Source organism: Nevskia ramosa DSM 11499 (assembly GCF_000420645.1).
GTDB lineage: Bacteria > Pseudomonadota > Gammaproteobacteria > Nevskiales > Nevskiaceae > Nevskia > Nevskia ramosa.
This window is the reverse complement of record NZ_ATVI01000009.1, coordinates 263,388-289,044: the sequence shown is the minus strand read 5'-3', so window position 1 is coordinate 289,044 and position 25,657 is coordinate 263,388. Positions and strand designations below refer to the sequence as shown.

At 65.5% G+C, this 25,657-nt stretch carries 20 protein-coding genes; 6 read left to right on the top strand and 14 right to left on the bottom strand.

Annotated features, from left to right (window positions below; all coding sequences use genetic code 11):
- Window positions 1–168: 168 nt before the first annotated feature.
- From G513_RS0116540 to G513_RS25100, 4 genes are read right to left on the bottom strand one after another with little or no spacing between them, the layout of a single operon-like run.
- Window positions 169–3,246, bottom strand: a complete 3,078-nt coding sequence (locus tag G513_RS0116540) for an efflux RND transporter permease subunit (protein WP_022977977.1) — start codon at window positions 3,244–3,246, stop codon at window positions 169–171.
- Window positions 3,247–3,252: 6 nt separating this feature from the next.
- Window positions 3,253–3,783: a hypothetical protein gene (locus G513_RS0116535; protein WP_022977976.1), complete on the bottom strand. Its 531-nt coding sequence runs from the start codon at window positions 3,781–3,783 to the stop codon at window positions 3,253–3,255.
- On the bottom strand, window positions 3,780–4,868 hold the full coding sequence (locus tag G513_RS0116530) for a cytochrome-c peroxidase (RefSeq protein WP_022977975.1): 1,089 nt from the start codon (window positions 4,866–4,868) through the stop codon (window positions 3,780–3,782). The genes G513_RS0116535 and G513_RS0116530 overlap by 4 nt, the downstream gene beginning before the upstream one ends.
- Window positions 4,865–5,644 carry an MbnP family protein gene (locus tag G513_RS25100; protein WP_156891752.1) on the bottom strand — a complete coding sequence of 260 codons (780 nt, stop codon included), beginning with the start codon at window positions 5,642–5,644 and terminating at the stop codon, window positions 4,865–4,867. The genes G513_RS0116530 and G513_RS25100 overlap by 4 nt, the downstream gene beginning before the upstream one ends.
- A gap of 245 nt (window positions 5,645–5,889) precedes the next feature.
- On the opposite strand from G513_RS25100, the gene G513_RS0116520 reads away from it, so the two are divergent.
- Window positions 5,890–7,347, top strand: a complete 1,458-nt coding sequence (locus G513_RS0116520; protein ID WP_022977973.1) for an NAD-dependent succinate-semialdehyde dehydrogenase — start codon at window positions 5,890–5,892, stop codon at window positions 7,345–7,347.
- A 49-nt stretch (window positions 7,348–7,396) separates the two neighbouring features.
- Here G513_RS0116520 and G513_RS0116515 read toward each other — a convergent pair whose 3' ends face one another.
- The gene (locus G513_RS0116515; protein WP_022977972.1) at window positions 7,397–8,434 is read right to left on the bottom strand and encodes an alpha/beta fold hydrolase; all 1,038 of its coding nucleotides are present in this window, start codon (window positions 8,432–8,434) and stop codon (window positions 7,397–7,399) included.
- A gap of 98 nt (window positions 8,435–8,532) precedes the next feature.
- Window positions 8,533–9,150, bottom strand: a complete 618-nt coding sequence (locus G513_RS0116510) for a TetR/AcrR family transcriptional regulator (RefSeq protein WP_022977971.1) — start codon at window positions 9,148–9,150, stop codon at window positions 8,533–8,535.
- Between the two features lie 94 nt (window positions 9,151–9,244).
- Here G513_RS0116510 and G513_RS0116505 point away from each other — a divergent pair, with 94 nt between their 5' ends.
- Complete coding sequence (locus G513_RS0116505) at window positions 9,245–10,243, top strand: oxygenase MpaB family protein (RefSeq protein WP_022977970.1); 999 nt, start codon at window positions 9,245–9,247, stop codon at window positions 10,241–10,243.
- On the opposite strand, the gene G513_RS0116500 is transcribed toward G513_RS0116505, so the two are convergent.
- Window positions 10,176–11,867, bottom strand: coding sequence for an AMP-binding protein (locus tag G513_RS0116500; protein WP_022977969.1), 1,692 nt, complete (start codon window positions 11,865–11,867; stop codon window positions 10,176–10,178). The two genes, G513_RS0116505 and G513_RS0116500, sit on opposite strands and share 68 nt — an antisense overlap.
- Before the next feature lie 191 nt (window positions 11,868–12,058).
- On the opposite strand from G513_RS0116500, the gene opgC reads away from it, so the two are divergent.
- The 3 genes from opgC (at window position 12,059) to G513_RS0116485 (ending at window position 15,873) form a co-directional block, all read left to right on the top strand.
- Window positions 12,059–13,171, top strand: coding sequence for an OpgC domain-containing protein (opgC, locus tag G513_RS0116495; protein ID WP_028475653.1), 1,113 nt, complete (start codon window positions 12,059–12,061; stop codon window positions 13,169–13,171).
- 84 nt (window positions 13,172–13,255) lie between these two features.
- Window positions 13,256–14,218: a cyclase family protein gene (locus tag G513_RS0116490; protein ID WP_028475652.1), complete on the top strand. Its 963-nt coding sequence runs from the start codon at window positions 13,256–13,258 to the stop codon at window positions 14,216–14,218.
- An 8-nt stretch (window positions 14,219–14,226) separates the two neighbouring features.
- A complete protein-coding gene (locus G513_RS0116485) occupies window positions 14,227–15,873 on the top strand; it encodes a class I adenylate-forming enzyme family protein (protein WP_022977966.1) in 1,647 nt (548 codons plus the stop codon).
- 55 nt (window positions 15,874–15,928) lie between these two features.
- Here G513_RS0116485 and G513_RS23625 read toward each other — a convergent pair whose 3' ends face one another.
- Window positions 15,929–18,118 carry a 5'-nucleotidase C-terminal domain-containing protein gene (locus G513_RS23625; protein WP_022977965.1) on the bottom strand — a complete coding sequence of 730 codons (2,190 nt, stop codon included), beginning with the start codon at window positions 18,116–18,118 and terminating at the stop codon, window positions 15,929–15,931.
- Between the two features lie 105 nt (window positions 18,119–18,223).
- Here G513_RS23625 and G513_RS0116475 point away from each other — a divergent pair, with 105 nt between their 5' ends.
- Window positions 18,224–18,676, top strand: a complete 453-nt coding sequence (locus G513_RS0116475) for a hypothetical protein (protein WP_022977964.1) — start codon at window positions 18,224–18,226, stop codon at window positions 18,674–18,676.
- 39 nt (window positions 18,677–18,715) lie between these two features.
- On the opposite strand, the gene G513_RS0116470 is transcribed toward G513_RS0116475, so the two are convergent.
- The 6 genes from G513_RS0116470 to G513_RS0116445 form a co-directional block, all read right to left on the bottom strand.
- A complete protein-coding gene (locus G513_RS0116470; RefSeq protein ID WP_022977963.1) occupies window positions 18,716–19,855 on the bottom strand; it encodes a glycerophosphodiester phosphodiesterase in 1,140 nt (379 codons plus the stop codon).
- A 273-nt stretch (window positions 19,856–20,128) separates the two neighbouring features.
- A complete protein-coding gene (locus G513_RS0116465; RefSeq protein WP_169560674.1) occupies window positions 20,129–21,358 on the bottom strand; it encodes a pectin acetylesterase-family hydrolase in 1,230 nt (409 codons plus the stop codon).
- A gap of 234 nt (window positions 21,359–21,592) precedes the next feature.
- Window positions 21,593–21,883 (bottom strand): DUF1330 domain-containing protein, encoded by a 291-nt coding sequence (locus G513_RS23620; RefSeq protein WP_022977961.1) that lies wholly within the window; start codon window positions 21,881–21,883, stop codon window positions 21,593–21,595.
- A 41-nt stretch (window positions 21,884–21,924) separates the two neighbouring features.
- Window positions 21,925–23,091, bottom strand: a complete 1,167-nt coding sequence (locus G513_RS0116455; RefSeq protein WP_022977960.1) for a serine hydrolase domain-containing protein — start codon at window positions 23,089–23,091, stop codon at window positions 21,925–21,927.
- Between the two features lie 247 nt (window positions 23,092–23,338).
- Entirely contained in the window at window positions 23,339–24,661 is a 1,323-nt protein-coding gene (locus G513_RS0116450) for an MFS transporter (RefSeq protein ID WP_022977959.1), read from the bottom strand.
- A gap of 43 nt (window positions 24,662–24,704) precedes the next feature.
- Window positions 24,705–25,622 (bottom strand): beta-keto acid cleavage family enzyme, encoded by a 918-nt coding sequence (locus G513_RS0116445; protein ID WP_022977958.1) that lies wholly within the window; start codon window positions 25,620–25,622, stop codon window positions 24,705–24,707.
- Between the last annotated feature and the right edge of the window lie 35 nt (window positions 25,623–25,657).

Sequence of the window (25,657 nt, the reverse complement as noted above, 5' to 3'; positions counted from 1 at the left end):
CTGGTTCCGAATAGATCATTTATTCCCGCAGGGAACTTGTAAGGTTTTAAGGATCAATCATTTGCAGCATTCCATATGCATTTGAAGGGCATAAGGAAATACCGAACTGACATGACTTATAAAAATTAGGTTATTTGCTTTTAACCAAACGCGATAAGGGCGCCGCACTCATGGCTCCGCCCAAACAGCAGCGGCTTCTGTCGCCGTACGGCCATGACGCAGGAACAGCAGCGGCGTCAGGAAGCTGTCGAGCAACGTCGACGACAGCAGGCCACCGAAGATCACCAGCGCCACCGGATGAAGGATTTCCTTGCCAGGTGCCGCGCCATCGAGCATCAGCGGCATCAGCGAGAGCGCTGCGATCAGGGCGGTCATCACCACCGGCGTCAGGCGTTCGGCCGAGCCTCTGAGCACCAGCGCGGTGCCGAACACTTCGCCCTCGTCGCGGGCCAGCGTCAGGTAGTGGCTGATCTTCAGAATGCCGTTACGCGCCGCGATGCCGGCCAGAGTCACGAAACCGACCAGGCTGGCGATCGACAGCGGCGTACCGGTGATGCTGAGCGCCAGCACGCCGCCGACCAGCGCCAGCGGCACGTTGCCGAGAATGATCAGGGTCAGCGGCAGCGAGCCGTAGCGCGCATGCAGCACGGCCGCCATCAGCAGCAGGGACAGCAAGGCCAGCGCGCCGATGCGCCGCGTCGCCTCATCCGCCGAGGCCGCCTGCCCTTCCAGACTCAGCACGTAGCCCGGCGGCAGGCTCAGGCCAGCCAACAGCTCGCGCGCCTCGGCAGCCGATTGCTCGAAACCGTGATCGGCCGGGAACGCGGTCACCGCGACCCTGCGCCGCAGATGCTCGCGCAGGATCTGGTTCGGCGCCGCGCTGGTGCTCAGGCTGGCGATCCAGCTCAGCGGCACCGGGCCGGCCGTGCCGTCGATCAGCAGCGACTTCAAGGCTTCAGGCTGTCGCCCCGCTTCCGGCAGACGCAGCACCAGCGCATGACGGCTTTCGCCTTCGACGATCTGCGACAGGATTTCGCCATTGACCAGCACTGCGAGCGCCGCCTGCGCGCGTGCCGGAGCAACGCCGGCTTCGGCGGCCGCGCGGGCATCGATGCGGACATCGAACTGCGGCGTATCGACCTGCGGCTCGACCAGCACATCGGTGAGCCCCGGCAGCTTCGCCAGCAGCGCCTGCACTTCGGAGGCGAGGCGGCGCAGGGTCGGCAGATCGTCACCGATGACTTTCACCACCAGCGGCGCGCGAACGCCGGACAGCAGGTGATCGAGACGATGCGAAATCGGCTGGCCGATCGACACCGCCGCCGGCAGCGCCGACAGCCGGTTGCGGATATCGGCTGCGATCTCGCGGCGCGAGCGGCCGCCCTCGCGCAGCGACACATCCAGCTCGGAGTAATGCACGCCCTCGGCATGCTCATCGGCCTCGGCGCGGCCGGTGCGGCGGCCGACGGCGGTGACTTCCGGCACTTCCAGAATCTGCTTCTCGGCGATGCGGCCGAGGCGATCGGATTCGGTCAATGCGATGCCGGGCGCGGCGATCAGGTTCACCGTCAAGGTGCCTTCGTTGAACGGCGGCAGGAAGGCCCGCGGCAGTTGCAGCGCCAGCACGGCGGTCAGCACCAGGATGGCGGCGACGGCGACCAGCATCAGCTTCGCCCGCCCCAAGGCCCGTTCCAGCAGACGCAGGTAGAAAGCCTTCAGGCGCGCCAGCCAGCGCGGCTCCACCGGCAGCCGCGCGGCATCACCGAAGGCCAGCACGCAGAGCACCGGCGTCACCGTGATCGCCACCACCAGGCTGGCGAGAATCGCCGCGATGTAGGCGATGCCGAGCGGCGCGAACAGCCGGCCTTCGACGCCGCCAAGCGCGAACAGCGGCGCGAATACCAGCACGATCAGCAGGGTCGCGTAGAGAATGCCGGAGCGCACTTCGAGCGTCGCCAGGCCCACGGCTCGGACCAGCGCCAACCCGGTCAGCCGCTGCGCACGCAATCTACGAACAACGTTCTCGACGCCGACCACCGCATCGTCGACCAGCTCGCCGACCGCGATCGCCAGACCGCCCAGGGTCATCGTGTTGATCGACAGCCCCAGCGCCTGCAAGGCCAGGATCGCGGCGAGCACCGACAGCGGAATCGCGGTCAGCGCGATCAGGGTCGCGCGGCCGCTGAGCAGGAACACGAACAGGATGATGGCGACGATCACCGCGCCGTCGCGCAGCGCATCGAGCACGTTGCCGACCGAGTGGCGAATGAAATCGGCCTGCCGGAACACGGTCAGCCGGGTCGCGCCTTTCGGCAGACCGGCATCGAGCGTGGCCAGCCGCGCTTCAAGGGCCGTAGTCAGCGCCAGCGTGTCGACACCCGGCTGTTTCTGGATCGCGACGATCACCGCCGGGTGGCCGTTGGCGCCGGCCATGCCACGCGGATAGCGATGACCGACCGCCAGATCGGCCACCTGCCCGACCCGGATCACCGCCGCGCCGCGCTGGGCGATGGCGACCTGATTCAGCGCTTCGAAATCGAACGGCCGGCTGACGCTGCGCAAGGACACTTCGCGACCACCGGATTCGACCAACCCGGCACCGAGGTTCTGGCCGTGGCCGCGCAGTGCGGTTTCGAGTTCGGTCAAGGTGACGCCGAGCTGGCGCAAGCGCTGCGGGTCCGGCTGCACTTCGTACTGGCGAATCTCGCCACCGATCGCCAGCACCTGGGCGACGCCGGGCACCGCCAGCAAGGCCGGCCGCAAGGTCCATTCGGCGTGATCACGCAGCGCTTGCGGAGACACGCCCTCGCCCTGCAAGGCGACCAGCAGGATTTCGCCCATCAACGACGTCGGCGGACCGATCCGTGGCGCGAGCCCTGTCGGCAACTGGCTGCGCGCCGCATCGAGCCGTTCGGCCACCAGCTGGCGGCTGCGATACAGATCGGCTTCCCAGTCGAACTCGGCGTAGACGATGGAGATACCCGCGCTCGACACTGAGCGCAGCCGGGTGATGCCCGGCAGGCCGCTGAGCGCGGTTTCCAGCGGATAGCTGACCTGAGTCTCGACATCCTCGGCAGCCAGGCCGGCGGCTTCGACCTGCACGGCGACGGTCGGCCGGGTCAGATCCGGCAGTACGTCGACCGGCAGTCGTCCAGCCTGATACAGGCCGACCGCGACCAGCACCAGGGCCAGCGCCAGGACCAGCACGCGGTTGCGCAGACTTGTGTTGAGGATGGTGGCGAACATCGCGCTTCAGCCCCGTTCCGGAGTGCTGCGGCGCTGCCAGGCCAGCACGGCGAGCAACGGCAGCAACACCAGCACAAGACCGCCGCCATCGCCGCCGCTACGGGTTTCAGCAGAAGCAGTAGCCACCGGCTTTGCCGGCAGACGACCTTCGAGCGTTTCCGTCCAGCCGTTGCCGCGCAGCTCGAAATGCGTCGGCGGCTGGTCGTCGTCCGTCAGCAGAGCGGCCGGAATCAGCCAGCTGCCCGGTGCCACATCGGCGGCCTGCAGGCTGCGAGTGCCGATGCGCACATGAAGCGCGACGCCGGCCAGCGGCGCATTGCTCGCGTAGTCGTCGGCGTAGATGTTCAGCGCGCCATCGGCAGTACGGACGGCAACCAGTTCGACTCTTGGCGTGCTCAGCGCCAGACGCGCGCCGCGGACTACGGCCGGCACGGCAGCTTCCGTCTCGGCTTCTTCGTGCTCGTGGCCCTCATGGGCTTGCGACACCAGTGCAGTCATCAGGCACAGCGTGGCCAGCAGACGCAGGATCGTCTTCATCGACGCGCTCCCGGATCGGCATAGCGGATGTCGTGGACGAAGGCGGGATCGTCGAGCGTGCGCAGGAAGGCCAGCAGCGCGTCGCGCTCGCCGTCGTCGATCTGAATACCGCCGCGCAGTGCTGGATCAAGTGCCGCGCTGTCGACGACACCGCTGCGGTAATGCTCGACGACCTGCTCCAGCGTGTCGAAGCGACCATCGTGCATGTACGGCGGCGTCAGGCCGAGATTGCGCAGGCTCGGCACGCGGAAACGGCCGCGGTCTTCGTCGCGACCGCTGATGGTCGAGCGGCCCGGATCCTTCGGTTCGGCATCGAGACCGTTGCTGCGGTAGCTGAAATCGCTGAGCAACGGCTCCGTGTGGCAGCTCGCGCAGTGAGCGCGGAAGCTGGCCAGGCCGGTCTGTTCGGTGACGCTCAGCGCATCGGTATCGCCGGCCCGGTAGCGGTCGTAGCGACTGTTGGCCGACACCAACGTGCCGGTGAACTGGGCGAGCGCGCGCAGCAGGCGCTGGCTGTCGATGTCCGGCGTACCGAACGCCGCGGCGAAGCGTGCCGGGTACTCGGCATCGGCGCGCAGCCTGGTCAGCAGGTCCGGCAGGTTCTGGTCCATCTCGACCGGATTGACCAGCGGCCCGAGCGGCTGCATTTCCAGGTGATGTGCCGAGCCGTCCCACATCAGCTGCGGCTGCCAGGCGAGGTTGAACAGACCGGGCGCATTACGCTTGCCGTTCTGATTGCGGATGCCGTGGCTGACCGGATGATCGTAGTGCGCGAACGCCGCGAACTGCTGATGGCAACTGGCGCAGGCGATCGTGCCGTCGCGCGACAGCTTCGGGTCGTAGAACAACTGGCGGCCGAGAGCGAAACCGGCATCGGTAATCGGGTTGTTGCGGAAGTCATAGACCGGCTGCGGCCAGCCGGCCGGCACGGTGAAGCTCGGCGTGCGCTGGAGAGCTAGATAGTCGACCAGCTGCTCGACGCCGCCACGCGCACTCAAGGCCAGCCCGCCGAACACGGCGAGCAGCAGCGCCGCGAGCAAGGCGACTCTGCCGGCGCTGCGACGCGGCACCAGGCGAGGCTTCATGGACGATGAGGCGCGCCGGCTGGCTCGTGATGGATGTGATCGACGCTCAGCAAGCTACCCAGACGATCCGCCAGCGGCAGACCGTCTTTCGCCTGCATCACCAGTGGCTGCTCGGCGAACTTCAGCGGCGTTGCCCCGCCGAGGAAGGCGGCGAGATCGGCATGCAGATGGACGGTCGGCTGGATGTCGGCCGAGACCCGCACCGGCTTCGGTGCGAACGGCAGGAACACGGTGCGCTGCAGCCCGTTGCCGCCGAGGTGCAGCGTGACGGTGTGGTCGGCTTCCGGCGACGCTGGCGACGTGCCTTCGAGCTTGAAATGGATGTAGCCGGTCGCCCAGGTCCAGAACATGCCGTGTGCCGGATCTAGCGCCCCGGTCTGCGCGCCGCTGCCGTTGCGGGTTTCATCGACGCCGATGGTGAACTCGACACCGCTGTATTCACCGGCCGGTGCCGCCGGCAAAAGGAAGTGCGTGGTCTCCGGCTTCGCCGCGTCGATCAGGTAGTAACCGTCGGGCGACTGCAGATCCTGCGGCGGCGCCTGCCAGCTGCCGTCGGCCTTCAGCAGACGCGGGTTCGACAGGTAGTACTGCAGCCGCTTCACGCTCAGGGTTTCGCCGGCCGGCGTGGTCAGCGCTTCGCCGATCACCAGCGGCACCGCACCCACGACATGGCTGATCTCGACCTGGATCGCCGGCAAAGACGGCGTCGCCTGCCGGCAGGCAGCCAGCACGGCGAACAAAGGCAGGAGCAATAGCGAGCGCGAGAAAGCGGACACGAGACAGAGCGTTCAGTTCGAAAGACGCCGCGATACTATCGAATAAAGATTCGGCTTATTAGATCAATTTACGATCATGAAATGTCGATAAGTGGCAGACCCGATCGGCAATTGGCAACCAGCCTCGAAGACTCGCCAGGAACCTCGTCGTACGAGCGCTGTCCGCCAGCTACAGCCCCAACCAACCACGCAGCAGGCACTTGCTAGGATCGCCGCCTGCCACGCCCACCGCACAGGAACCCGACATGACCACCGCACTGAAGCTCAAGGACCCCACGCTGCTGCGCCAGCAATGCCTGATCGGTGGCGAGTGGATCGGCGGCGAGGCCACGATCGAGGTTCACAACCCGGCGACCGGCGCGCTGCTGGCCAGCGTGCCGAAACTGGGCAGCAAGGAAACCCGCGACGCGATCGAAGCGGCCAATGCCGCCTGGCCAGCCTGGCGGGCGCGCACCGCGAAGGATCGGGCCGGCCTGCTGCGCACCTGGTTCAACCTGATCATGGCCAACCAGGAAGATCTTGCGCAGCTGATGACTGCCGAGCAGGGCAAGCCGCTGAGCGAATCGCGCACCGAGATCGCCTATGCGGCCTCGTTCATCGAATGGTTTGCCGAGGAAGGCAAGCGCACTTACGGCGACGTGATTCCGCCGACGCTGGTCGGCCAGCGACTGGTCATCACCAAGGAACCCGTAGGCGTCTGCGCGGCGATCACGCCGTGGAATTTCCCGGCAGCGATGATCACCCGCAAGGTCGGCCCGGCGCTGGCGGCGGGTTGCACGATGGTGGTCAAGCCGGCGTCGCAGACGCCGCTGTCGGCACTGGCGCTGATGGTGCTTGCCGAACGGGCCGGCATTCCGTCCGGCGTGCTGTCGGTGGTCACCGGCGCGGCCAGTGAGGTCGGCACCGAGATGGCGACCAATCCGCTGGTCCGCAAGCTGACCTTCACCGGCTCCACCGAAGTCGGCCGGACGCTGATGGGCCAGACCGCGGCGACGATCAAGAAGGTGTCGATGGAACTCGGCGGCAACGCGCCGTTCATCGTCTTCGACGATGCCGATCTCGATGCCGCCGTCGAAGGCGCGATCATTTCCAAGTACCGCAACGCTGGCCAGACCTGCGTCTGCTCGAACCGCATCTACGTGCAGGCCGGCGTCTACGAAGCCTTCGCCACCAAGTTCGTCGCCGCCGTGCAGAAACTGACCGTCGGCGATGGCGCCGCCGATGGCGTCAAGATCGGCCCGCTGATCGACGACAAGGCGGTGATCAAGATCGAGGAACACATCCACGATGCCCTGGCCAAGGGCGGCACGCTGCTCGCCGGCGGCCAGCGCCATTCACTCGGCGGCTCGTTCTTCGAACCCTCGGTGATCGCCAACGCCACCCAGGACATGCTGGTGGCCCGCGAAGAAACCTTCGGCCCGCTGGCGCCGCTGTTCCGCTTCGAGACCGAAGAGGAAGCGATCGCGATGGCCAACGACACCGAGTTCGGCCTGGCCAGCTACTTCTACGCCCGCGATGTCGGCCGCGTCTGGCGGGTATCCGGCGCGCTGGAATACGGCATGGTCGGTGTCAACACCGGCCTGATCTCCAACGAAGTCGCCCCGTTCGGCGGCGTCAAGCAATCCGGCCTCGGCCGCGAAGGCTCGCACTACGGCATCGAGGATTATCTGGTCGTGAAATACACCTGCATGGCGGGGCTCTGAAGCCTGGTCCTGAGCCGGCAGCGTTGCTGCCGGCTCAGGACTCAGAGCGCTACTTCAGCGCCGCCAGAAACTCCAGAATCGCCGCATTGGTCTCCGCCGGCTGTTCCTGCTGGATCCAGTGGCCGCTGCCCTTGAAGATCTTGGTGCCGACGTAGTTCGGCATGCGCTCTGACGCGCGGGCGATCGCTTCCTGGCCCCAGCCGGTGGCGACGTCGAACTCGCCGCCGATGAACAGCGCCGGTGGCGTCAGCGGCTTGTCGGCCTGGGCTTCCAGGTCATGCCAGTCGTTGACGAGGTTGTGATAGAAGGCCAGCGGCCCGACAAAACCGGAGCGCTCGAACTCGTTGGTGAAGACGTCGAGATCGGCTTCGGTGAACCAGGCCGGCATCGTTTCCGGCTGCATGAAGCGATCGGACATCCGGCCGCCTTCGGCGATCGAAATGGCGCTGCCGCGAATCAGCGCGACCTGATCCATCGTCGCGAAATCCGGCAGCAGCGCCTTCAGCGGCGCGCCGGACAAGGACCACACCGCGCCGCGCAGCCAGCCGCGGACATCGCTTTCGATCTCGTTGACTGCGGCCTCCATGGCGCCGAAATAGTCCTGGTAGAAGGTCTGGCCGGGGCCGGCCAGTTCGGCATGCAGTTCACCCGGATGGCGCTCGCCGAACGGGCTGCCCGGCAGCGCTATCAGCCCGCGTCCGGAGAACGGCACGCTCAGGCCGATCACGCCGGTGAACACTTCCGGATGCAGCCAGGCAGCGGTCCACGCCACCGGCGCGCCCCAGTCGTGGCCGATGACCACGGCGGTCTTTTCGCCTAGCGCATGGACCACGCCGACGACATCGCCGACCAGCGCGTGAATGCGATAGGCATCGGTATTGGCGAACTTCGACGAGCGCCCGTAGCCACGCTGATCGATCGCCACCGCGCGATAACCGGCAGCAGCCAGCGCGGTCAGCTGATGCCGCCACGAATACCAGGACTCCGGGAAGCCATGGACCATCACGACCAGCGGGCCACTGCCCTCTTCGACAGCATGAATGCGGACGCCATTGACGGACAGCAGATGGTGCTTGCGGGTGGACATGAATGCGCTCTCGATAGGGGTCCGGAAGTGTGCCGAAGCCCGCGCCGCACTGCATGACGGTCGCGGCAAAACGCGAGTAGAACAAGAGCCGCAGTGACTCAAGCCTTTGCCGGCGCCTCGTTCAGCGACTGCATGTACGCGGCCAGCATGTCGCTGAGGCAGTCGATGATCTCGTCCTTGCGCAGATGCGAGTTCGGCTGGCTCAGGTAGCGGATCAGCGTCATCAGGGTGCTGTTGATGATCACGAACAGCACCGCATGCGGATTGGCGATGCGGAACTGGTTCAGATGACGCAGCAGGTACAGCCGGCAGACCTCGAACATGTGCCGTTCGAGCAGATCGACGACGCGCATCGAATGCAGCTGGTGCCAGTTGCGCGCCAGTTCCAGGTACAGGCCCTCATCCTTCTGCATGAACGCGAATACCGCGGACAGCAGGCCGTGCACGGTGCTGCGCACGTCGGCATCGAGCAGGCTGTCGATGCGTTGATCGATCAAGCCGGCGAGATCGCTGCTCAGCCGATCCAGCAGCGCTTCGAGCAGCGCGCCCTTGCTGTCGAAGTACTGATACAGCGAACCGACGCTGACCCCGGCCAGCACGGCGATGTGGTTGGTGCTCGCATGCGCCAGGCCGTGTTCGGCGATCGCCCGGCCGGTCGCTTCGATCAAGGCGTCGACCATTTTCTGCGAGCGCTGCTGCTTCGGGCTCTTGCGCACGGCGGACCTCCGGAAGCGGCATCGCGAATTGAATGCGAGCAAAGCGTCGCATTACTGTTCAGCCTCGGCAAGCCGCCGTGAATCGAGGTCCGCAATGGGCGACCGCAAGCAGAAAGCACCGCCGCCATCGGCAGTCCATCCAGCCGGCGATCGGCCGCGTCGCAACGACAAGGTCGTGCCGATCAGCACCAGCAAGCTCGCCGCCACCACGACACCGCTGTCACCGGATTCGCTGACCTGGCAACTGTTCGGTGATCTGCGCGGGCTGCTGCTGATCGTCCGCACTGGCACTCTGCAGAACATGCATCCGGACATCTCGGCGGCGCTGGTCGAGCATTCGAATTTCTTCCAGAACCCCTGGCATCGCCTGCTGCGCTCGATGCCGCCGATCCTCGGCGTGGTCTACGACGGCGACCGCGCCCTTTGCACCGGCCGCCAGGTACGCGACTTCCATCGCGGCATCGGTGGCCACAGCAACAGCGGTCACGCCTATCACGCGCTGAATCCGGAGCTGTATTACTGGGCGCACGCCACCTTCTTCGAAGGCCAGATTGCGCTTTGCGAATTCTTCGGCACGCCGCTCAGCGAAACAGACAAGGAGCGGCTGTATCGGGAGTCGATCCAGTGGTACGCGCTATACGGCCTGACGATGGCGCCGGTGCCGCCGGACTACGCGAGCTTCCAGCGCTACTGGCAGCAGATGATCGATACGCGCCTGCAGAACACCACGGTCACCGACTGGTACTTCCGCAACGGCCACACCGTGCCGGCGCCGTACGGCTGGCTGCGCGGCCCGCTGTGGAACCGGCTGTTGCGGCCGATCGTCAGCGGTGGCTCGCAATGGCTTGCGGCCGGCACCTTGCCGCCGGTGCTGCGCGAGCGCCTGGGGCTGGCCTGGACCAAGCGAGACGAACGCCTGCTGCGCGGACTGGGCAGCGTCACTCGCGGCCTGTGGCGGCTGACGCCGCAGCGCTGGCGCTATCTGCCGACCGCGCGACAAGCGATGCAGCGCGCGGCGACCGGAGTCAGGGCTTGCCCTCAAACTCACGGACCATCGCGTCCCGAATCAGATACTTCTGCACCTTGCCGGTGACCGTCATCGGGAACGCATCGACGAAACGGATGTGGCGCGGAATCTTGTAGTGCGCGATCTGGCCGCGGCAGAAGCTGCGGATATCGTCCTCGCTCGCGGTCTCGCCGGGCCGCAGCACGATCCAGGCACACAGCTCCTCGCCGTACTTCGCATCGGGTACGCCGACTACCTGCACATCCTGCACGCGCGGATGGCGATAGAGGAATTCCTCGATCTCGCGCGGGTAGATGTTCTCGCCGCCGCGGATCACCAGATCCTTGATCCGGCCGACGATGCGGCAGTAGCCCTGCCCGTCGAGGGTCGCCAGATCGCCGGTGTGCATCCAGCCTGCTGCGTCGATGGTTTCGCGCGTCTTCGTGTCATCACCCCAGTAGCCGAGCATCACCGAATAAGCGCGCGTGCATAGCTCGCCGGTAACGCCGCGCGGCACGATGCGGCCATCGAGATCGACGATCTTGACCTCGCAATGCGGATGGATGCGGCCGACGGTGCCGACCCGGCAATCGAGCGGATCATCGACGGCGGTCTGGAACGACACTGGCGAGGTTTCGGTCATGCCGTAGGCGATGGTCATGTCGCGCAGGTTCATGCGCTCGGTCACCGCTTTCATCACCTCTACCGGACAAGGGCTGCCGGCCATGATGCCGGTGCGCAAGCTGGACAGATCGTGGCTGGCGAAACTCGGGTGATCGAGCTGGGCGATGAACATCGTCGGCACGCCGTAGAGCGCCGTGCAGCGCTCGGCGGCAACGGCGCTCAGCACCGCCAGCGGATCGAAGGCTTCGGACGGATAGACCATCGCCGCGCCATGGGTCAGCGCGCCGAGGTTGCCCATGACCATGCCGAAGCAGTGGTACAGCGGCACCGGAATGCAGATGCGATCGCCGGGCTTGAGCTGGATGCCTTCGCCAACGAAATAGCCGTTGTTGAGAATGTTGTGATGCGACAGCGTCGCGCCCTTCGGGCTGCCGGTGGTGCCCGAGGTGAACTGGATGTTGATCGGCTCGTCGAACTGCAAGGACTCGCCGAGCGCCTGCAGTGCGTCCAGTTCATTGGCGCCGGGCTCGGTCAGCAGCGCATCGAAATTCAGCAGGCCGGGCGTCGTGTCCGCGCCGAGGCGAATCGCGAACTGCAGCGCCGGCAAGCGTGCCGACTGAAGTTCGCCCGACTTGCAGTGCGCCAGTTCCGGCGCCAGCTCGGCGAGCATGGCGACATAGTCGCTGCCCTTGAACGCGGCCGCCGTGACCAGCGCCCGGCAGCCGACCTTGTTCAGCGCGTATTCCAGCTCGCTCAGGCGATAGGCCGGATTGATGTTGACCAGCACCAGCCCAGCCTTGGCCGAGGCGAATTGGGTCAAGGTCCATTCGGCACGATTCGGGCTCCAGATGCCGATGCGCTCGCCGGGCTTCAAGCCGAGCCGGATCAGCGAGCAGGCCAGCGCATCGACCTGCTGGCGCAGCTCGGCATAGCTCAGGCGAACGCCCTGCTGGCAGGCGATCAGCGCGTCGCGCCCGGCATGGCGTGCGCAAGCCGCATCGAACAGCTGACCAATGGTCTGGCCGATCAGCGGCTCCGCGGATGCGCCATGGACGTAGCTCGGAAACTCGCTCGATGCCGTCGTCATTGCTGCTCTTGCTCCCGTGCTCGCACGCACTTGTCGAGGGTGGCGTGCTGACTCGGACGATGTCCCGGCCGCGCGCTCTGTGCGGCTTTGTAGCCGGAATGACGGAGCCTTGGAAGCATGGGCCAGCCCTTCACATCTTGTGAACGCGCCCGGACGGCACAATGCGCCCTCGCCGCGCCTTGCTGCCCACCATGTCCCGAAATCCCACGCTCGACATCCTGCGCGGCGCATTGCTGATGCTGATGACCATGAGCCACCTGCCGACCGTCTGGTCCGGCCGGCTCGATCAGCCGTTCGGCTTCATCTCGGCCGCCGAAGGCTTCGTGTTCCTGTCGGCGTTCCTCGCCGGTTCGATCTACATCAGCCAGCGCGAGATGCACGGTCGGCGCGGTGCGGTGCGCTGGCTGTTGAAGCGGGCGTTCCATCTGTATCTGCTGCATGCGGTGCTGCTGGTGATCGCCTTCACGGTGATCGCCTGGGCGGCCGTGGAGCTGGATCGCCCACAGCTGCGCAATCTGCTGAGCTTCTATCTCGAATCACCGAACCGCGCCGCACTCAGCGCTGCGGCCTTGATCTACCATCCGCCGCTGCTCGACATCCTGCCGATGTACGTGCTGTTCCTGCTGCTGACCATTCCCTTGATGAAGGCCGTCGATCGCCACGGCTGGAATCGCGTGCTCGGCATCAGCGTGGCGATCTGGGTGCTGGCGCAGTTCGGGCTGCGCAAGCTGCTGTTCGAGCTGGTCGACGGCTACTTCGGCTGGCAGTTTCCGTTCGCCGCGCTGGGCGCCTTCGATCTGCTCGCCTGGCAGCTGCTCTGGGTGCTCGGCCTGTGGTTCGGTGTTGCCGGCTTGAGCCGTACGCAGCAAGCGGTGCAGTCACAAAGCGGCGGCAAGGTACTGAACGCCGCACTGCTACTGTCCGCCGGCCTGCTGGTATGGCGTCACGTGCACGGGCCGATGGGCTTCAGCAACCCTGCCACCAGCCTGTTCTGGATCGACAAGTGGAGCCTGTCGCCGGTGCGCCTGCTCAACCTGGCGGCGCTGCTGTGCCTGCTGGTCAGCCTGCGCGGCGAGATCTTCCGCCGCTTGCCGATCGCGCCGCTGGCGGCACTCGGCCGGTCCTCGTTGTGGGCGTTCTTCGCGCATCTGCTGTCGCTGCTGTTGATCCTGCTGGCGCTGGAGCACGACGAACCCGCGGATGGCCTGACCGGCCTCGCCGTGCTCGTTGCCGGCTACTGCACGCTGTTCATCGCTGCGACCCTGCACCGCCAATGGCGCACCAGAAATTCCTTCGCGGGCTGATACGCGGTTGAATTCACCGCGTTCGCTAGGCAGCATCCAGCTAGCTGCGCGCAGATGCAGCTCACCCTTGCGAACGGAGAAGACATGACCACGAAGCCAGTGCCGACGGCTGCCGAGCTGCTGAAGGATTCCCCCCGCAACTGGGGCCGCTGGGGTGCCGAGGACGAAGTCGGTTCGCTGAACTTCCTGACCAGCGCCGAAGTGCTGCGTGGTGTCGCCGCCGTGCGCCAGGGCAAGACCTACACCCTGCAGATTCCGATGGGCAAGCCGGGCGGCGATCCGGTCTGGCCGGGCCGCAACCAGTCGCAGCGCATCAACGTCATGGATCACGGTCACTGGCTGTGCGGCAAGGGCGTGGAGTTCCCCGGCAACATCGAATACGCCGACGACGTGATGTTCATGTACCTGCAGGGCTCCACGCAGTACGACGCGCTCGGCCATGTCTGGTGCGACGACAAGCTCTACAACGGCTACGACGCCAACACCACGATCGGCGGCATGAGCAGGGCCAGCGTCTATCCGCTCGCCGAACGCGGCATCGTCGGCCGCGCCGTGCTGATCGACATGGCCCGTCATCGCGGCAAACCGGTGCTCGATCCCGGCGAAACCTTCACCCATCTGGATCTGCTCGCCGCGGCCGAGAAGCAGGGCGTGACCATCCAGAAGCACGACATCCTGATCATCCGCACCGGCTGGATCGGCTCGTTCTACGAGCGCGACCGGGTCGAGTTCTACAAGAACTTCGTCGAACCGGGCCTGACCTATTCGCCGGAACTGGTGAGCTGGTTCCACGAGATGGAAATCCCCAATCTGGTGACCGACACCATCGCCAACGAAGTGACGATGGACCCGGTCAGCGGCGTGGCACTGCCGCTGCACATCGCGCTGATGTCGAACCTCGGCGTGACGTTCACCGAGATCTGCCAGCTCGATCCACTGGCCGCCGACTGCGCCGCCGATGGCCAGTGGAGCTTCCTGTACGTGGCCGCGCCGTTGAAGGTGATCAATGGCTCCGGGGCGCCGGTCAATCCGGTGGTGATTCGCTGAGGCCGGCGATGGACAAACAGCGACCCTGGGTCGCGCAGTACAGCGCCGGTCATCCGGCGACGATCACGGTCGAGCAGCCTGATGCGCTGTCGCTGTTCCGGGCCGCGGTCGCGAAAGCCGCGGACAAGCCTGCGCTTCACTACTTCGACGCGACGCTGAGCTACACCGAAGTCGATGCTCAGAGCGACGCCCTCGCCTGCGCGCTGCTTGCGCGTGGCGTGCAGCGTGGCGACCGCATCGCCCTGGTGCTGCAGAACGTGCCGCAGTTCGTCATCGCTCTGGTCGCGATCTGGAAGGCCGGCGCGATCGCGGTGTCGATCAATCCGATGAACCGCGAGCGCGAACTGGCGCTGCTGTTCGCGGACTGCGAACCAGCCGCGCTGATCGCTCACGAGACCGCATATCGCGAGGTGATTGCCAAGGTGCTGGCGGAGCGGCCCATCGGCATCGTTATCACCACCTCCGAACTGGAATACCAGCGCCGCAACGATCCCCGCCTGTTCGGCAGCATCGGCCGTATTGCCTGCGAAGGCACGCTGGCGTTCGCCGAGCTGATCGCCACCCATCGCGGTGAAACACCGCCGCTGATCCATTACGAACCCAGCGACACCGCGATGCTGGTCTACACCTCGGGCACCACCGGCCTGCCCAAAGGCGCGATGAACAGCCACGGCAATGTCGCGTTCACCGCACAGGTCTATCGCGACTGGATCGAGCTACGCGAAGGCGACGGCATCCTCGGCATCGCGCCGCTGTTCCACATCACCGGCCTGATCGGCCACATCGCGACCAGCTTCAGCATCGCCGGCGCGCTGACCCTCGCCTACCGCTTCGAAGCCGGCGTGATGCTCGATGCCTTCCGCGAACGGCAGCCGGCGTTCACGATCGGCGCGATCACGGCACTGATGGCGCTGATGAACCATCCGGACGCGAAAGCCGACAGCCTCGCCAGCTTGCGTTCGATCTACTCCGGCGGCGCACCGATCGCACCGGCTCTGGTCGCGCAGTTCGAAGCGAAGTTCGGCCTGTACATCCGTAATGCCTACGGCATGACCGAATCGACCTCGCCGGCCACCGTCTCGCCACTCGACAAGCTGGCGCCGGTCGATCCGCTGTTCGGCGCGCTCAGCGTTGGCGTACCGACTTTCAACACCGACATCCGCATCGTCGATGCCGAGACCGCACAGCCGCTGCCCCACGGCGAGGCCGGCGAAATCATCATCAAGGGACCGCAGGTGGTCAGCGGCTACTGGCGCAAGCCGGAAGCCACGCTCGATGCGATCCGCGACGGCTGGCTGCATACCGGCGACATCGGTGTGATCGACAAGGACGGCTGGCTGTTCCTGGTCGATCGCAAGAAAGACATGATCAACGCCGCCGGCTACAAGGTCTGGCCGCGCGAAGTCGAGGACGTGCTGTATACGCATCCAGCGGTACGCGAAGCCGCAGTGGTCGGCGTGCCGGATGCCTATCGCGGCGAAACGGTGAAAGCGGTGCTCAGCCTGAAGGCCGGCACTACCGTGACGCTGGAAGAAATCATCGCCCACTGCCGCGAGCGGATGGCGGCCTACAAGGTACCGCGCGTGGTCGCCTTCCTGCCGGAGCTGCCGAAGACCGTCACCGGCAAGATCCTGCGCCGGGAACTGCGCGACTAGGCCCTGGAACGAAAAGCGCCCGCACAAGGCGGGCGCTCTGCTCAGCAGAACAGCTTCAGTTCAAACGGGTGATGCGATTGCGCGGCCCGGGCGCCACCGGATTGTTGGCCGTGAAGTAGTCGGTCTGCGCGTCGAGATCGACCGCGCCACCGAGGCGATTGGTGCCGTTGTTGAGCTCGAAGAAGCGGTCGCCTCCCGTGGCCAGGAAGCTGTTGACGGTGATCCGGTAGCTCTGCGCCGGATCGACCACCACGCCATTGATGACGATGCTGCCGGCCAGCACCTTGCTGCCGGTCGGCTGCGCGTTGTCATAGGTGTAGCTGAAGCCGTTGGAGATCTGCAGGAAGCGGTTCTGGCCGACCGTCGGATTGTCGAACTGCTGTTCGAGCACCGTCTTCAATTGGGCGCCGCTCAGGCTCATCGTCGTCAGGCTGTTGCCGAATGGCTGCACGGTGAACGATTCGCCGTAAGTCACTTCGCCCGGCTGCTCGCCGCCGCTGATTTGCGCGAACAGCAGATCGGTGCGGATGCCACCCGGGTTCATGAACGCGACGACCGCACCGCCAAACTGCGTCGGCGCCGTCGCCGCCAGCTGGGCGTCGGCGATGACATCACCGAGCGCCGATTCGCCGGCCGCCGTCGCAGTGCGGGTGATGTCGGCGGTGATCCGGCCGACGACCCGGTTGGCGAGCGGCGCTACCAGCTCGTTGTAACGCGTCACCAGCGTCGTTTCCGCCGGATCGCGGGTCAGAGTCGGATAGGCCGCCGGTGCCGGGTTCGGCAGGGTGTCGTTGACGATGGCGATGTTGCGCGCGGTGCTCGAGATGACATCGCCGCTGTTGCGATCGATGGTCAGATCGATGTCGGTGACGATCCGGCCGAAGGCTCCGGCGCTGGTCAGCAGGCGGCCGTTGCGGCGGCAGATATAGGCGTTGTGGGTATGACCGCTGACCACCACGTCGATCGCCGGATCGAGACGATCGACGATCGGCAGGATGTCTCCAGTCAGGCCCAGGCAGGCCTGATCGTTGTACAGACCGGTGGTCACCGCGCCTTCGTGGATCAGCACGACGATGGTCTCGGCACCCTGGCGGCGCAGGCCGGCGACCAGCGCATTGGCGCTGTCGGCTTCATCGGCGAAGCGCAAGCCGGCGACGCCGGACGGGGTGACGATGTTCGGCGTGCCGCGCAGCACCAGGCCGATGAAGCCGACCTTGAAGCTGCGGCCGGCGCCGAGATCGAAACGCTTGATCGCCGTGCCCGGGAAGAACGACTGGCCGGTGACTTCGTCGAAGACATTGGCGGCCAGGTAACGGAAGCGGGCGCCGGGGAAGGTGCCATCGATGCAAGTATCGGCGCCGATCACGCCGCCCGGGAAGCAGCCACCGTTCTGCAGCCGGCGCAGCTCGGCGGCGTTGTCGTCGAACTCGTGATTGCCGACCGACGAGAATTCGAGGCCAAGCTTGTCCAGCGCAATCACCGAGGGTTCATCGTGGAACAGCGCCGACACCAGCGGCGAAGCACCGACCAGATCGCCAGCGCCGACCACGACATTGAACGGATTGCTGGCCTTCAGCTGCGCGACCTGAGTCGCCAGATACTCGACGCCGCCCGTCGGCAGGCCGACGGTCAGCGCCGGGTTGTTCGGATCGACGGCGCGCGTGGTGCCGCCGGGCGGATTCAGATTGCCGTGGAAATCGTTGAGGCCGATCAGCTTCAGCACCGCCGGATCGTTGTCGGTGATGGTGCCGTTGGCGGTGGCGCGCGGGCCCAGCGTGGCGCCACCGGTCGGCGCGCTCAGCGACAGCTTCAGGGTTTCGTTCAGCTCGAACGTGGCGTCGTCGGTCAGCGGCACGGTGAAGGTTTTCGGCGCCGTGTCGCGCGCTGCCCAGCTGAGCACGCCGCTGACGTCCGCGTAATCGGCACCAGCGGTCGCGGAACCCGCAGCGCTGGCGTATCGCACCGACACCGGGCCGGCGCTGCCACCGCTGCGGGTGACGGTCACGGTCAGGGTGCCGGCCGCTTCATCGGCGCTGAAGTTCGAGGCCGCGTACTGCAGCACGCCGGGACGGCACTGCGGCAGGCGATCGCGAATCGCGCTGTAACGGCACAGGAATTCGAGTGGCGATTCGCCGACCGTGCTACCGGCAGCGGCGGCGACGCCATTCGTCGGCGTCTGCGGGGCGCCGATGGCAGCGCCGCTCAGCAATACGCCTGTCAAACCGGACAACCAGAATTTGTTCATGAACCTGCTCCCTGATCTCGATGGTGATGACGGCAAGCTGTCGTTGCCGTGCTTCAGCGGTGGCCGCAGTCTGGGAAGGCTCTGTTGCCAGGCAGTGTCTTTTCGATGACGGCGCCGATAAGCCTTGCCGTCACGCTGGTCCTGACCTTGGCGCTACCGGCGAATGCCGATGCCCGGCCGGCTTTCGGCGAGGCGCTGCAGCAGGGCGCCGATCAGGCCGCAAGCTGCCAGGTGCAGATCGAGCACGATGCCGATGAGCTGCCCGGCTGCATCCAGGCGCGTGCCCGGACCGCCGCCGGCACGCCGATGCGGCTCGCCGGGGCACACAGGCTCGGCGCCTTGTTCCGCGGCTGGGTGATGGCCGACATTGCGGCGGCCTATGCGGTGGACGGCGCCGAGCCGGCCGCGTCCGCCCTGCTCCGCGAGTTGCTGCCGCTGCAGCGCAAGCTCGGCGTCAGCGATGCCGCGCTGTGCAGGCTGATGGCGGACGGCTGTCGCGGCGTGATCGAGCGCAAGCAGGAAGTGCTGCGCTCGAAGACCTTCCGGCAAGGCCGATAGCCGCGGATCGAATCCGGCTGGCTATCGGCCTTTGGGCGCTCAGGGATTCAGCAGCAGCCGGCGCGCTTCGACGGCGGTATCGCCGTTGTCGCTGAACAGACCGTCGACGCCGAGATCAAAGAACTGCCGGTATTCATCGAACGCCCGGCCGTAGAAGGTCGGGAACGCGGCGTTGGCCGGATCGCCGACTCTCAGCTCGTTCGGCAGGAAGGTGTTCTCGTTACGGAACGTATACGGGTGAACGATCAGGCCGACAGCATGAGCATCGGCGATGAGCGTCGTCGGCGTCAGCGAGTTGCCGGCGGCATCACGCGGCACGATCAAGCTCTTCGGCGGGCCGATGCCATCGGCGTAGCTGGCAATCCGCGCCAGGCCGGCCGGCGTGGCCATGTCGCCATAGGTGAAGTTGACGCCGGTAGCGACGAAATCTGCAGGACGATCGGCCGGGCCGCCGAACAGCTGCACCAGCCGGATGCGGGTGCGGCTGCGCAACTGGCGCAGGTTGCCGACTTCGAAGGACTGGATGAACACCGGTGCGTCGCGACGATCCAGGCCGTTGCGGCGCAGGGTCGCCAGCAGCGGTTCTTCGAGCGGCAGGCCGATGCCGCGGAAGTAGCTCGGATGCTTGGTTTCCGGGTAGATGCCGATCACCCGGCCGGTCTCCAGACTCTTGCGCTTCGCGAGGTCGATGACCTGCTGCAGGGTCGGCACCTGGTAGAGGCCGTTGTAGACGGTGCTGCGCTGGCGGATCGCCGGAATGCGCTCGACCGCACGCAGGGTCTGCAGCTCGGCCAGGGTGAAGTCTTCGGTGAACCAGCCGGTCAGGGCCAGACCGTCGATGGTCTTTGTGGTGCGCCGGCTGGCGAACTCCGGATGGCTGGCGACATCGGTGGTGCCACCGATCTCGTTCTCGTGACGGGCCACCAGCACGCCGTCCTTGGTCGATACCAGATCCGGCTCGATGAAATCGACGCCGAGATTGATCGCCAGTTCATACGCGGCCAGCGTGTGTTCGGGGCGGTAGCCCGAAGCGCCGCGATGGCCGATGACCAGCGGCGGCTTGTCGCTGACCAGGCGGCTGGCGGGCGTCGATTGCGCCTGGCATTCGGTCAAGCCCGACAGCGACGCGACGATCACTGCGGATACAGCGACCACGAAATTCCTGATCGGAAAGCGCATGCGTTTTCTCCCATGACGTTCTGGTTTGGAAGATCGACGCCGACACTTTCACGACACTTCGGCACTGCCCGCGACGACCCTGAGCGGCCGCCGGTCCGACGACTGCGGGCGCATCGTCGCGGCTTGCGGTTAAGCGGAGATGACCGTTCGATGAAGCCTTGCGACGGCGTATCGATCGCCGGCGGCAAACTCGTAAAACCGATGTCAGCACCTTGTCAGAACGGCCGCTCGAGCAGGAAGCCGCTGGTCGCCGAGTGCTTCAGGAATCTCGTCTCAGGGATAGCGGCAAGATGACACACCGACTCGCGTTCTCGTGCCGAGACCACTGGCCCAGCGATAGACGTTCTTCTCGAGCGAAGCGCTGCCCAGGTCCGTGTAGCGGCGAGTCCAGTTGATGTCGTCGAAGATCATGCCATGAACATCCGGCTCGCAGACGGCGAACAAGCCTTCGCCGGCCGACTGGCCGAGCGGCAGCAGGATGGACGCCATGCTCTTGATGAACACCTGATTGACCCAGTCATTTTGCTCCGGAGTATTCGAATCGGATGGCTGGAAAAGCCCGGCATTGCGGATCGACACTGGATCCCGGACGTTCTGCACGGTGAAGGTCGGCGTGCGCAATGTCGGCTCCGCATACTGGAACAGCAGGCAGCGCGCGGGCATCTTGGGATTGGCGGCCACGCAGTCGCTGTCGAACTGGGAGTTCCAGTACTGGCTGCCGCCGGAAAGTTGGTCGTGGATCGGCAGCATATCGGGCGGAGTGCTTTCCGGCGGTATTACATCCGGAAACACGCCTGAATCCACCAAAGTCAACACCGTTGCCGCCGGTAGCAGCGCGCGCACCCGGTTGGCATTGATGAAGGCGCCGATGCCACCCGCCGAGCCGCCGCTGAGCAGCACGACATCGCCCTTCTTGCCAACACCGTTGCGGCTAGTGAGTGACTGGATCATGGCTTCGACCACTCGCGCACCGCGAAACTGGAAGTTCGCGGCGCCGCCGGTCGGCCCCGTATCGCCGCTATACAGATCCGACGTGCAGTACGGCAGGAAGACGCGATTCCAGGATTGGAAGTTGGGATTTTTGCTGCTGCTTGAAAGAATGCCGGTGCCGTTGACCGACGTCGGATAGGACATCGACGAACGCCCCTCGGGCGGGCGACGGCTGCAGTCGGCATCGGTGGCGCAGAAACCGCCGCCGCCGAGATAGATCACTGTCTTGTTGGCGTCCCGCGCCGCGTTGGCGCCGACCCCGGCCTGCCAGTAGTACACCGCTGACGAGCCGTCATTGCACAGCGCCAGGGGAAAAGCCTTGGTGTCGATCGACTGGCGCTGCATGCCTGCGGCGGGCGCTGCAGCTTGCACAGTCGTTGGAACCGACGCTGCCCAGACGGAGTGCCCGGAAACGGCCATCAAGACGGGAACAGCCAGCATGAATCTGCTGACCGCGGCCACTCGGATGCACGAAAACCGCCAGCCGCTGGCGGCCAATTTTCCTCTGGACAAGGTTCTGCTCCCTGAGACTAAGGCCACTGAATGGCAAATCGACAGCCGTTCTGGAGGAATCGAACCGTCTTAGGAAGCAGCATTCTGCCACAGATAACTTATTTTATTGGCACTTTGGATATGACATTCCGGAATCGGCTCATCAAATGGAGCTTTCCGATTCTTTCCGGAGCCTCGTTTCGCAGGGCTCGATCAGGGCGGCCGAGCCTGCGAAATCATATGCAGAGCCACCACTCAACTCGGCTCATCCAGTACGAAGAAGGTCGCCTCCATCGCTTCGTCACGAACCGGAATCAGGGCTTGATAGGCAGCGGAGTGATACCAGTCGTGAGCAGCGGCAGACGATGGGAAACGGGCAACCATCGCGTTGTCGACGTCGATGGCGCCGGCCAGCGTTTCCTTGTACTTGCCACGGCCGAGCACGACGCCGCCGGCAGCGGCAACCGTCGGGCCGGCAGCGGCGGCGTACTCCTGCAACTTGGCAGGGTTCCTGATCTTGACCAGGGCAATCATCAAGGCGGGCATTGCAGATTCTCCGGATCGGGGCGGGCGGAATGCGGCGGCGCTCAGCGGTGGTCGTAGACCGTCCGCTCGAACTTCTGATAGAGCGCCACCACCTTGGCATCCCAGAACGGCAGGATCTGGGTCAGCAGCGCCATGGTGATGCCGGATTTCCGGTCGATGAAGAAATAGGCGTTCGGAAGGCCGGCCCAGGCCAGGCTACCGGCGGCGCGGCCTTCGGGCAGCTGCTGCTGGTTGATGATGAAGCTCAGGCCCCATTTCAGATCGATGCCCGGATGCAGGTCGCAGTCATTCGACAGCGTGGGCATATTGGTCTTCATCACCGGCACGCTCAATTCACCGATGTGGTTCTGGCTCATCAGCTCGACCGTAGTCGGCGCGAGGATGCGGTTGCCGTCGAGAATGCCGCCGTTGAGGATCGCCCGCGTGAAACGCAGATAGTGCGGCAGGCTGCCCATCAGACCATGGCCACCCATGTCGAACTCGGCATCCGGCGGAAGGCCGAACGGGATCACCGCCAGCGAACCGTCCGGCAGGCGCGCGTGCATCGCGCTCGCCCGGGACTGCTGCTCGGCGTTGGCTTCGAAGGTGACGTCTTTCATGCCCAGCGGCGCGAAGATGTGCTTGGCCATGTAGTCGCGCAGCTTGAGGCCGCTGGCCTGCTCGACCATGCGTCCCGCCCAGTCGATGCCGATCGAGTAGTTCCAGGCGGTGTCCGGATCGGCGATCAGCGAGCGATCCATGGTTGCCGACGAGCCGCTGATGACGTTGGGCTTGCCGGCGTCGGTCAGCTCCTTGTCGACATCGGGGCTGAAGAATTCATAGGCGAATCCGCTGGTGTGGGTCAGCAGGTTGCGCAGGGTGATGGGGCTCTTCGGCGCGCGCAGGATCGCCTTGCCGTCGGCCGCCCAGCCGGTGCGCACCTGGATCTTGCCGAGCTCCGGCAGCACCTTGGCCGCCGGCGCATCGAGATCGAGCTTGCCCTGCTCGACCAGCTGCATCGCCGCCGTACCGGTGATGGCCTTGGTCATCGACGCGAACCAGGCGAAGGTATCGACGGTCATCGGCACCGTGCCGCCATGCGCACGCACGCCAGCCGAACCTTCGTAGATCACGCCATTGCGATCGGCGACGACAGCGACCACACCGGGAATCTCTCCGGCTTCGGTGCCGTTCTTCAGCAGGGCGTCCAGCGCGTTGCTCAGGCTCATTGATGCTCTCCTCGTGTATTCGTTATGACGACGACACCGAGTATCGCGAGCAGCCTTCGCGATGGATAGCGAGGGCGACTCCGTAGCTGGTGCAGCGCGTACAACAAACCGTCAGCGCTGTGCCGCGTCTCGCGGCGCGACTCTGCGTTGCGAATCGTCGCCATAGAACGACTATGGCTCCTCATCGCGCCTCGATTCGCACCACGATCCATCGCCACATCACTCCCGCTTCGTTGTGTGCGCTGCACTAGACTTCTGCGCGTCCCACCCTCAGCGCCGTCGCGGGCACCAGCAGCACGGTCGCCAGCGCACCGAGCGCGGCGATACCGGCCATCAGCAGCAGGCCGGCGTCGAGGCTGCCGGTGAGGCCCTTCATCCAGCCCATCAGCGAGGGACTGACGAAGCCGCCGAGAATGCCGATCGAGCTGATCACGGCGATACCGGCGGCGGCGGATTCGCGGCCTAGATAGGTTGGCGGGATCGCCCAGAACAGCACGCTGGAGAAGCTGAACACCGCACTCAGGCAGAGCAGCACCATGGTTGGCCAGAACGCGCCCGCGACCAGGGTCGTCGCGTACAGCGACGAGGTGCCCAGCGCCAAGGTCAGCGCCACGTGCCAGCGGCGCTCGCGCATCCGGTCCGATGAAGCACTGATCAGCAGGATGCCGATGCCGCCGGCCGCGTATGGCAGCGCGCTCCACAAACCGACCGAAGCGAGCGAGCCGACGTTCAGCGCCTTGATCAGGGTCGGCAGCCAGAAGGTGAAGGTGTAGACCGAGCAGGCGCAGCAGAAGTAGATGCCGGCCATCACGTAGGTGCGGGGATCAGCGAGTGCGGTGAGCGCGCCGGCGCGATCATGACTGTCGCCGGTGGCCTGATCGGCATCGAGCACGCGCTGCACCAGTTGCCGTTCGCCGGCATCGAGCCACGTCGCCTGCCCGGGCCGATCGGCGAGCAGCACATAGACCAGCACGCCGAACAAGGCCGTCGGCAGGCCTTCGAGCACGAACAGCCACTGCCAGCCGGCGAGGCCGTTGACGCCATCCATGTGCGTCAGGATCGCACCGGACAAGGGACCGCCGATCATCCCGGTGATCGGGATGCCGAACAGGAACAGGCCGGTGACCCGGCCGCGCCGATGGCTCGGATACCACCAGGTCAGGTACAGGATCACGCCGGGAAAGAAGCCGGCCTCGAACACGCCGAGCAGCAGGCGCACGCCGTAGAACTGCCAGGGCTCGACGACGAACATCGTCGCTGCCGAGGTCAGGCCCCAGAGCACCATGATCCGCAGGAAGGTCAGCCGCGCGCCGATCTTCTGCATCCACAGATTGCTCGGCAGTTCGCAGAGGAAATAGCTGAGGAAGAAGATGCCGGCGCCGAGACCGTAAACGGCATCGGAGAAGCCCAGCGATTGCTTCATCTGCAGCTGCGCATAGCCGACGTTGATGCGATCGAGAAAGGCCAGTACGTAGGCGATCATGATCACCGGCACGATGCGGCGATCGATCTTGCCGTAAACGGCAGATTCGACGGCGGATTCTTCGGCAGCAGGTTCGGCAGTGGCCATGGCGTTCGCGGTTGTCGTCGGCTGGCGATGTTACGCAAAGCCCCTAGCCCAGCGCGAACTCCGCACGCACCGGCGCCTGCTTCAGCGGCAGGCCCATCATCTGCCGCGCTTCGGCGGGTGTGGCCGGCTCGTAGCCCATGTCGCGAACCTGGCGGACGACTCTTTCCATCAGCATCTGATTGGTCGCATGAACGCCCTGGCTGAAGTAGAGATTGTCCTCGAGGCCGACGCGGACATGACCGCCGAGCAGCAATGAATTCATCGCCGCCGGCAGCTGGGCATTGCCGATGCCGCTGACGCCGAAGATCGCGCCCGCTGGCAGCAGATCGACCATCGCCTGCAGGTAGCGCGGCGAATACGGCATCGCGTTCTGGAACGCGCGGTGCACGCCCATCACAAGGTTCATGAAGAACGGCGGCTCGTCGAGCCCGGCTTCGATGATCGCGGTCGCGTCCTGCAGGATGTGGGTCGGGCTGAACACTTCCCACTCGGGCTTGATGCCGCGCTTGCGCATCTCGATCGCCAGCTCCCTGCAGCGCTCCGGCGGCGTGTTCATCAGCAGTTCCTTGCCTTCGAACATGCAGTTGATCGTCGTCGCATCGAGCGTGCACATCTCGGCACCAGCTTCCATGCCCTTGATGCGCTCTTCCCAGAGGATTTCCCAGTAACCGTTCGGCGCCTGCGCGACCATGTCGCCATTCACGCCACCGCCAGTGGAGTTGTTCAGCACGATGTCGCACTTCTGGCGGATGCGGGTATTGATGTCGTGATAGATCGCCGGATTGCAGGTGGCCAGATGATCCGGCCGCCGGGCGTGGATGGCGACGACACTGGCGCCGAGGTTGTAGCAGTCATAGACATCGCGGGCGATCTCGTCCGGCTGCGTCGGCAGATGCGGGTTCTGCGCCTTGCTGGCCATGCCGCCGGTCGGCGCGATGGTGATGATGACCTTGTTGCTCATGTCGTGGATTCTCTCGACACAGGTTCGAATGGAGC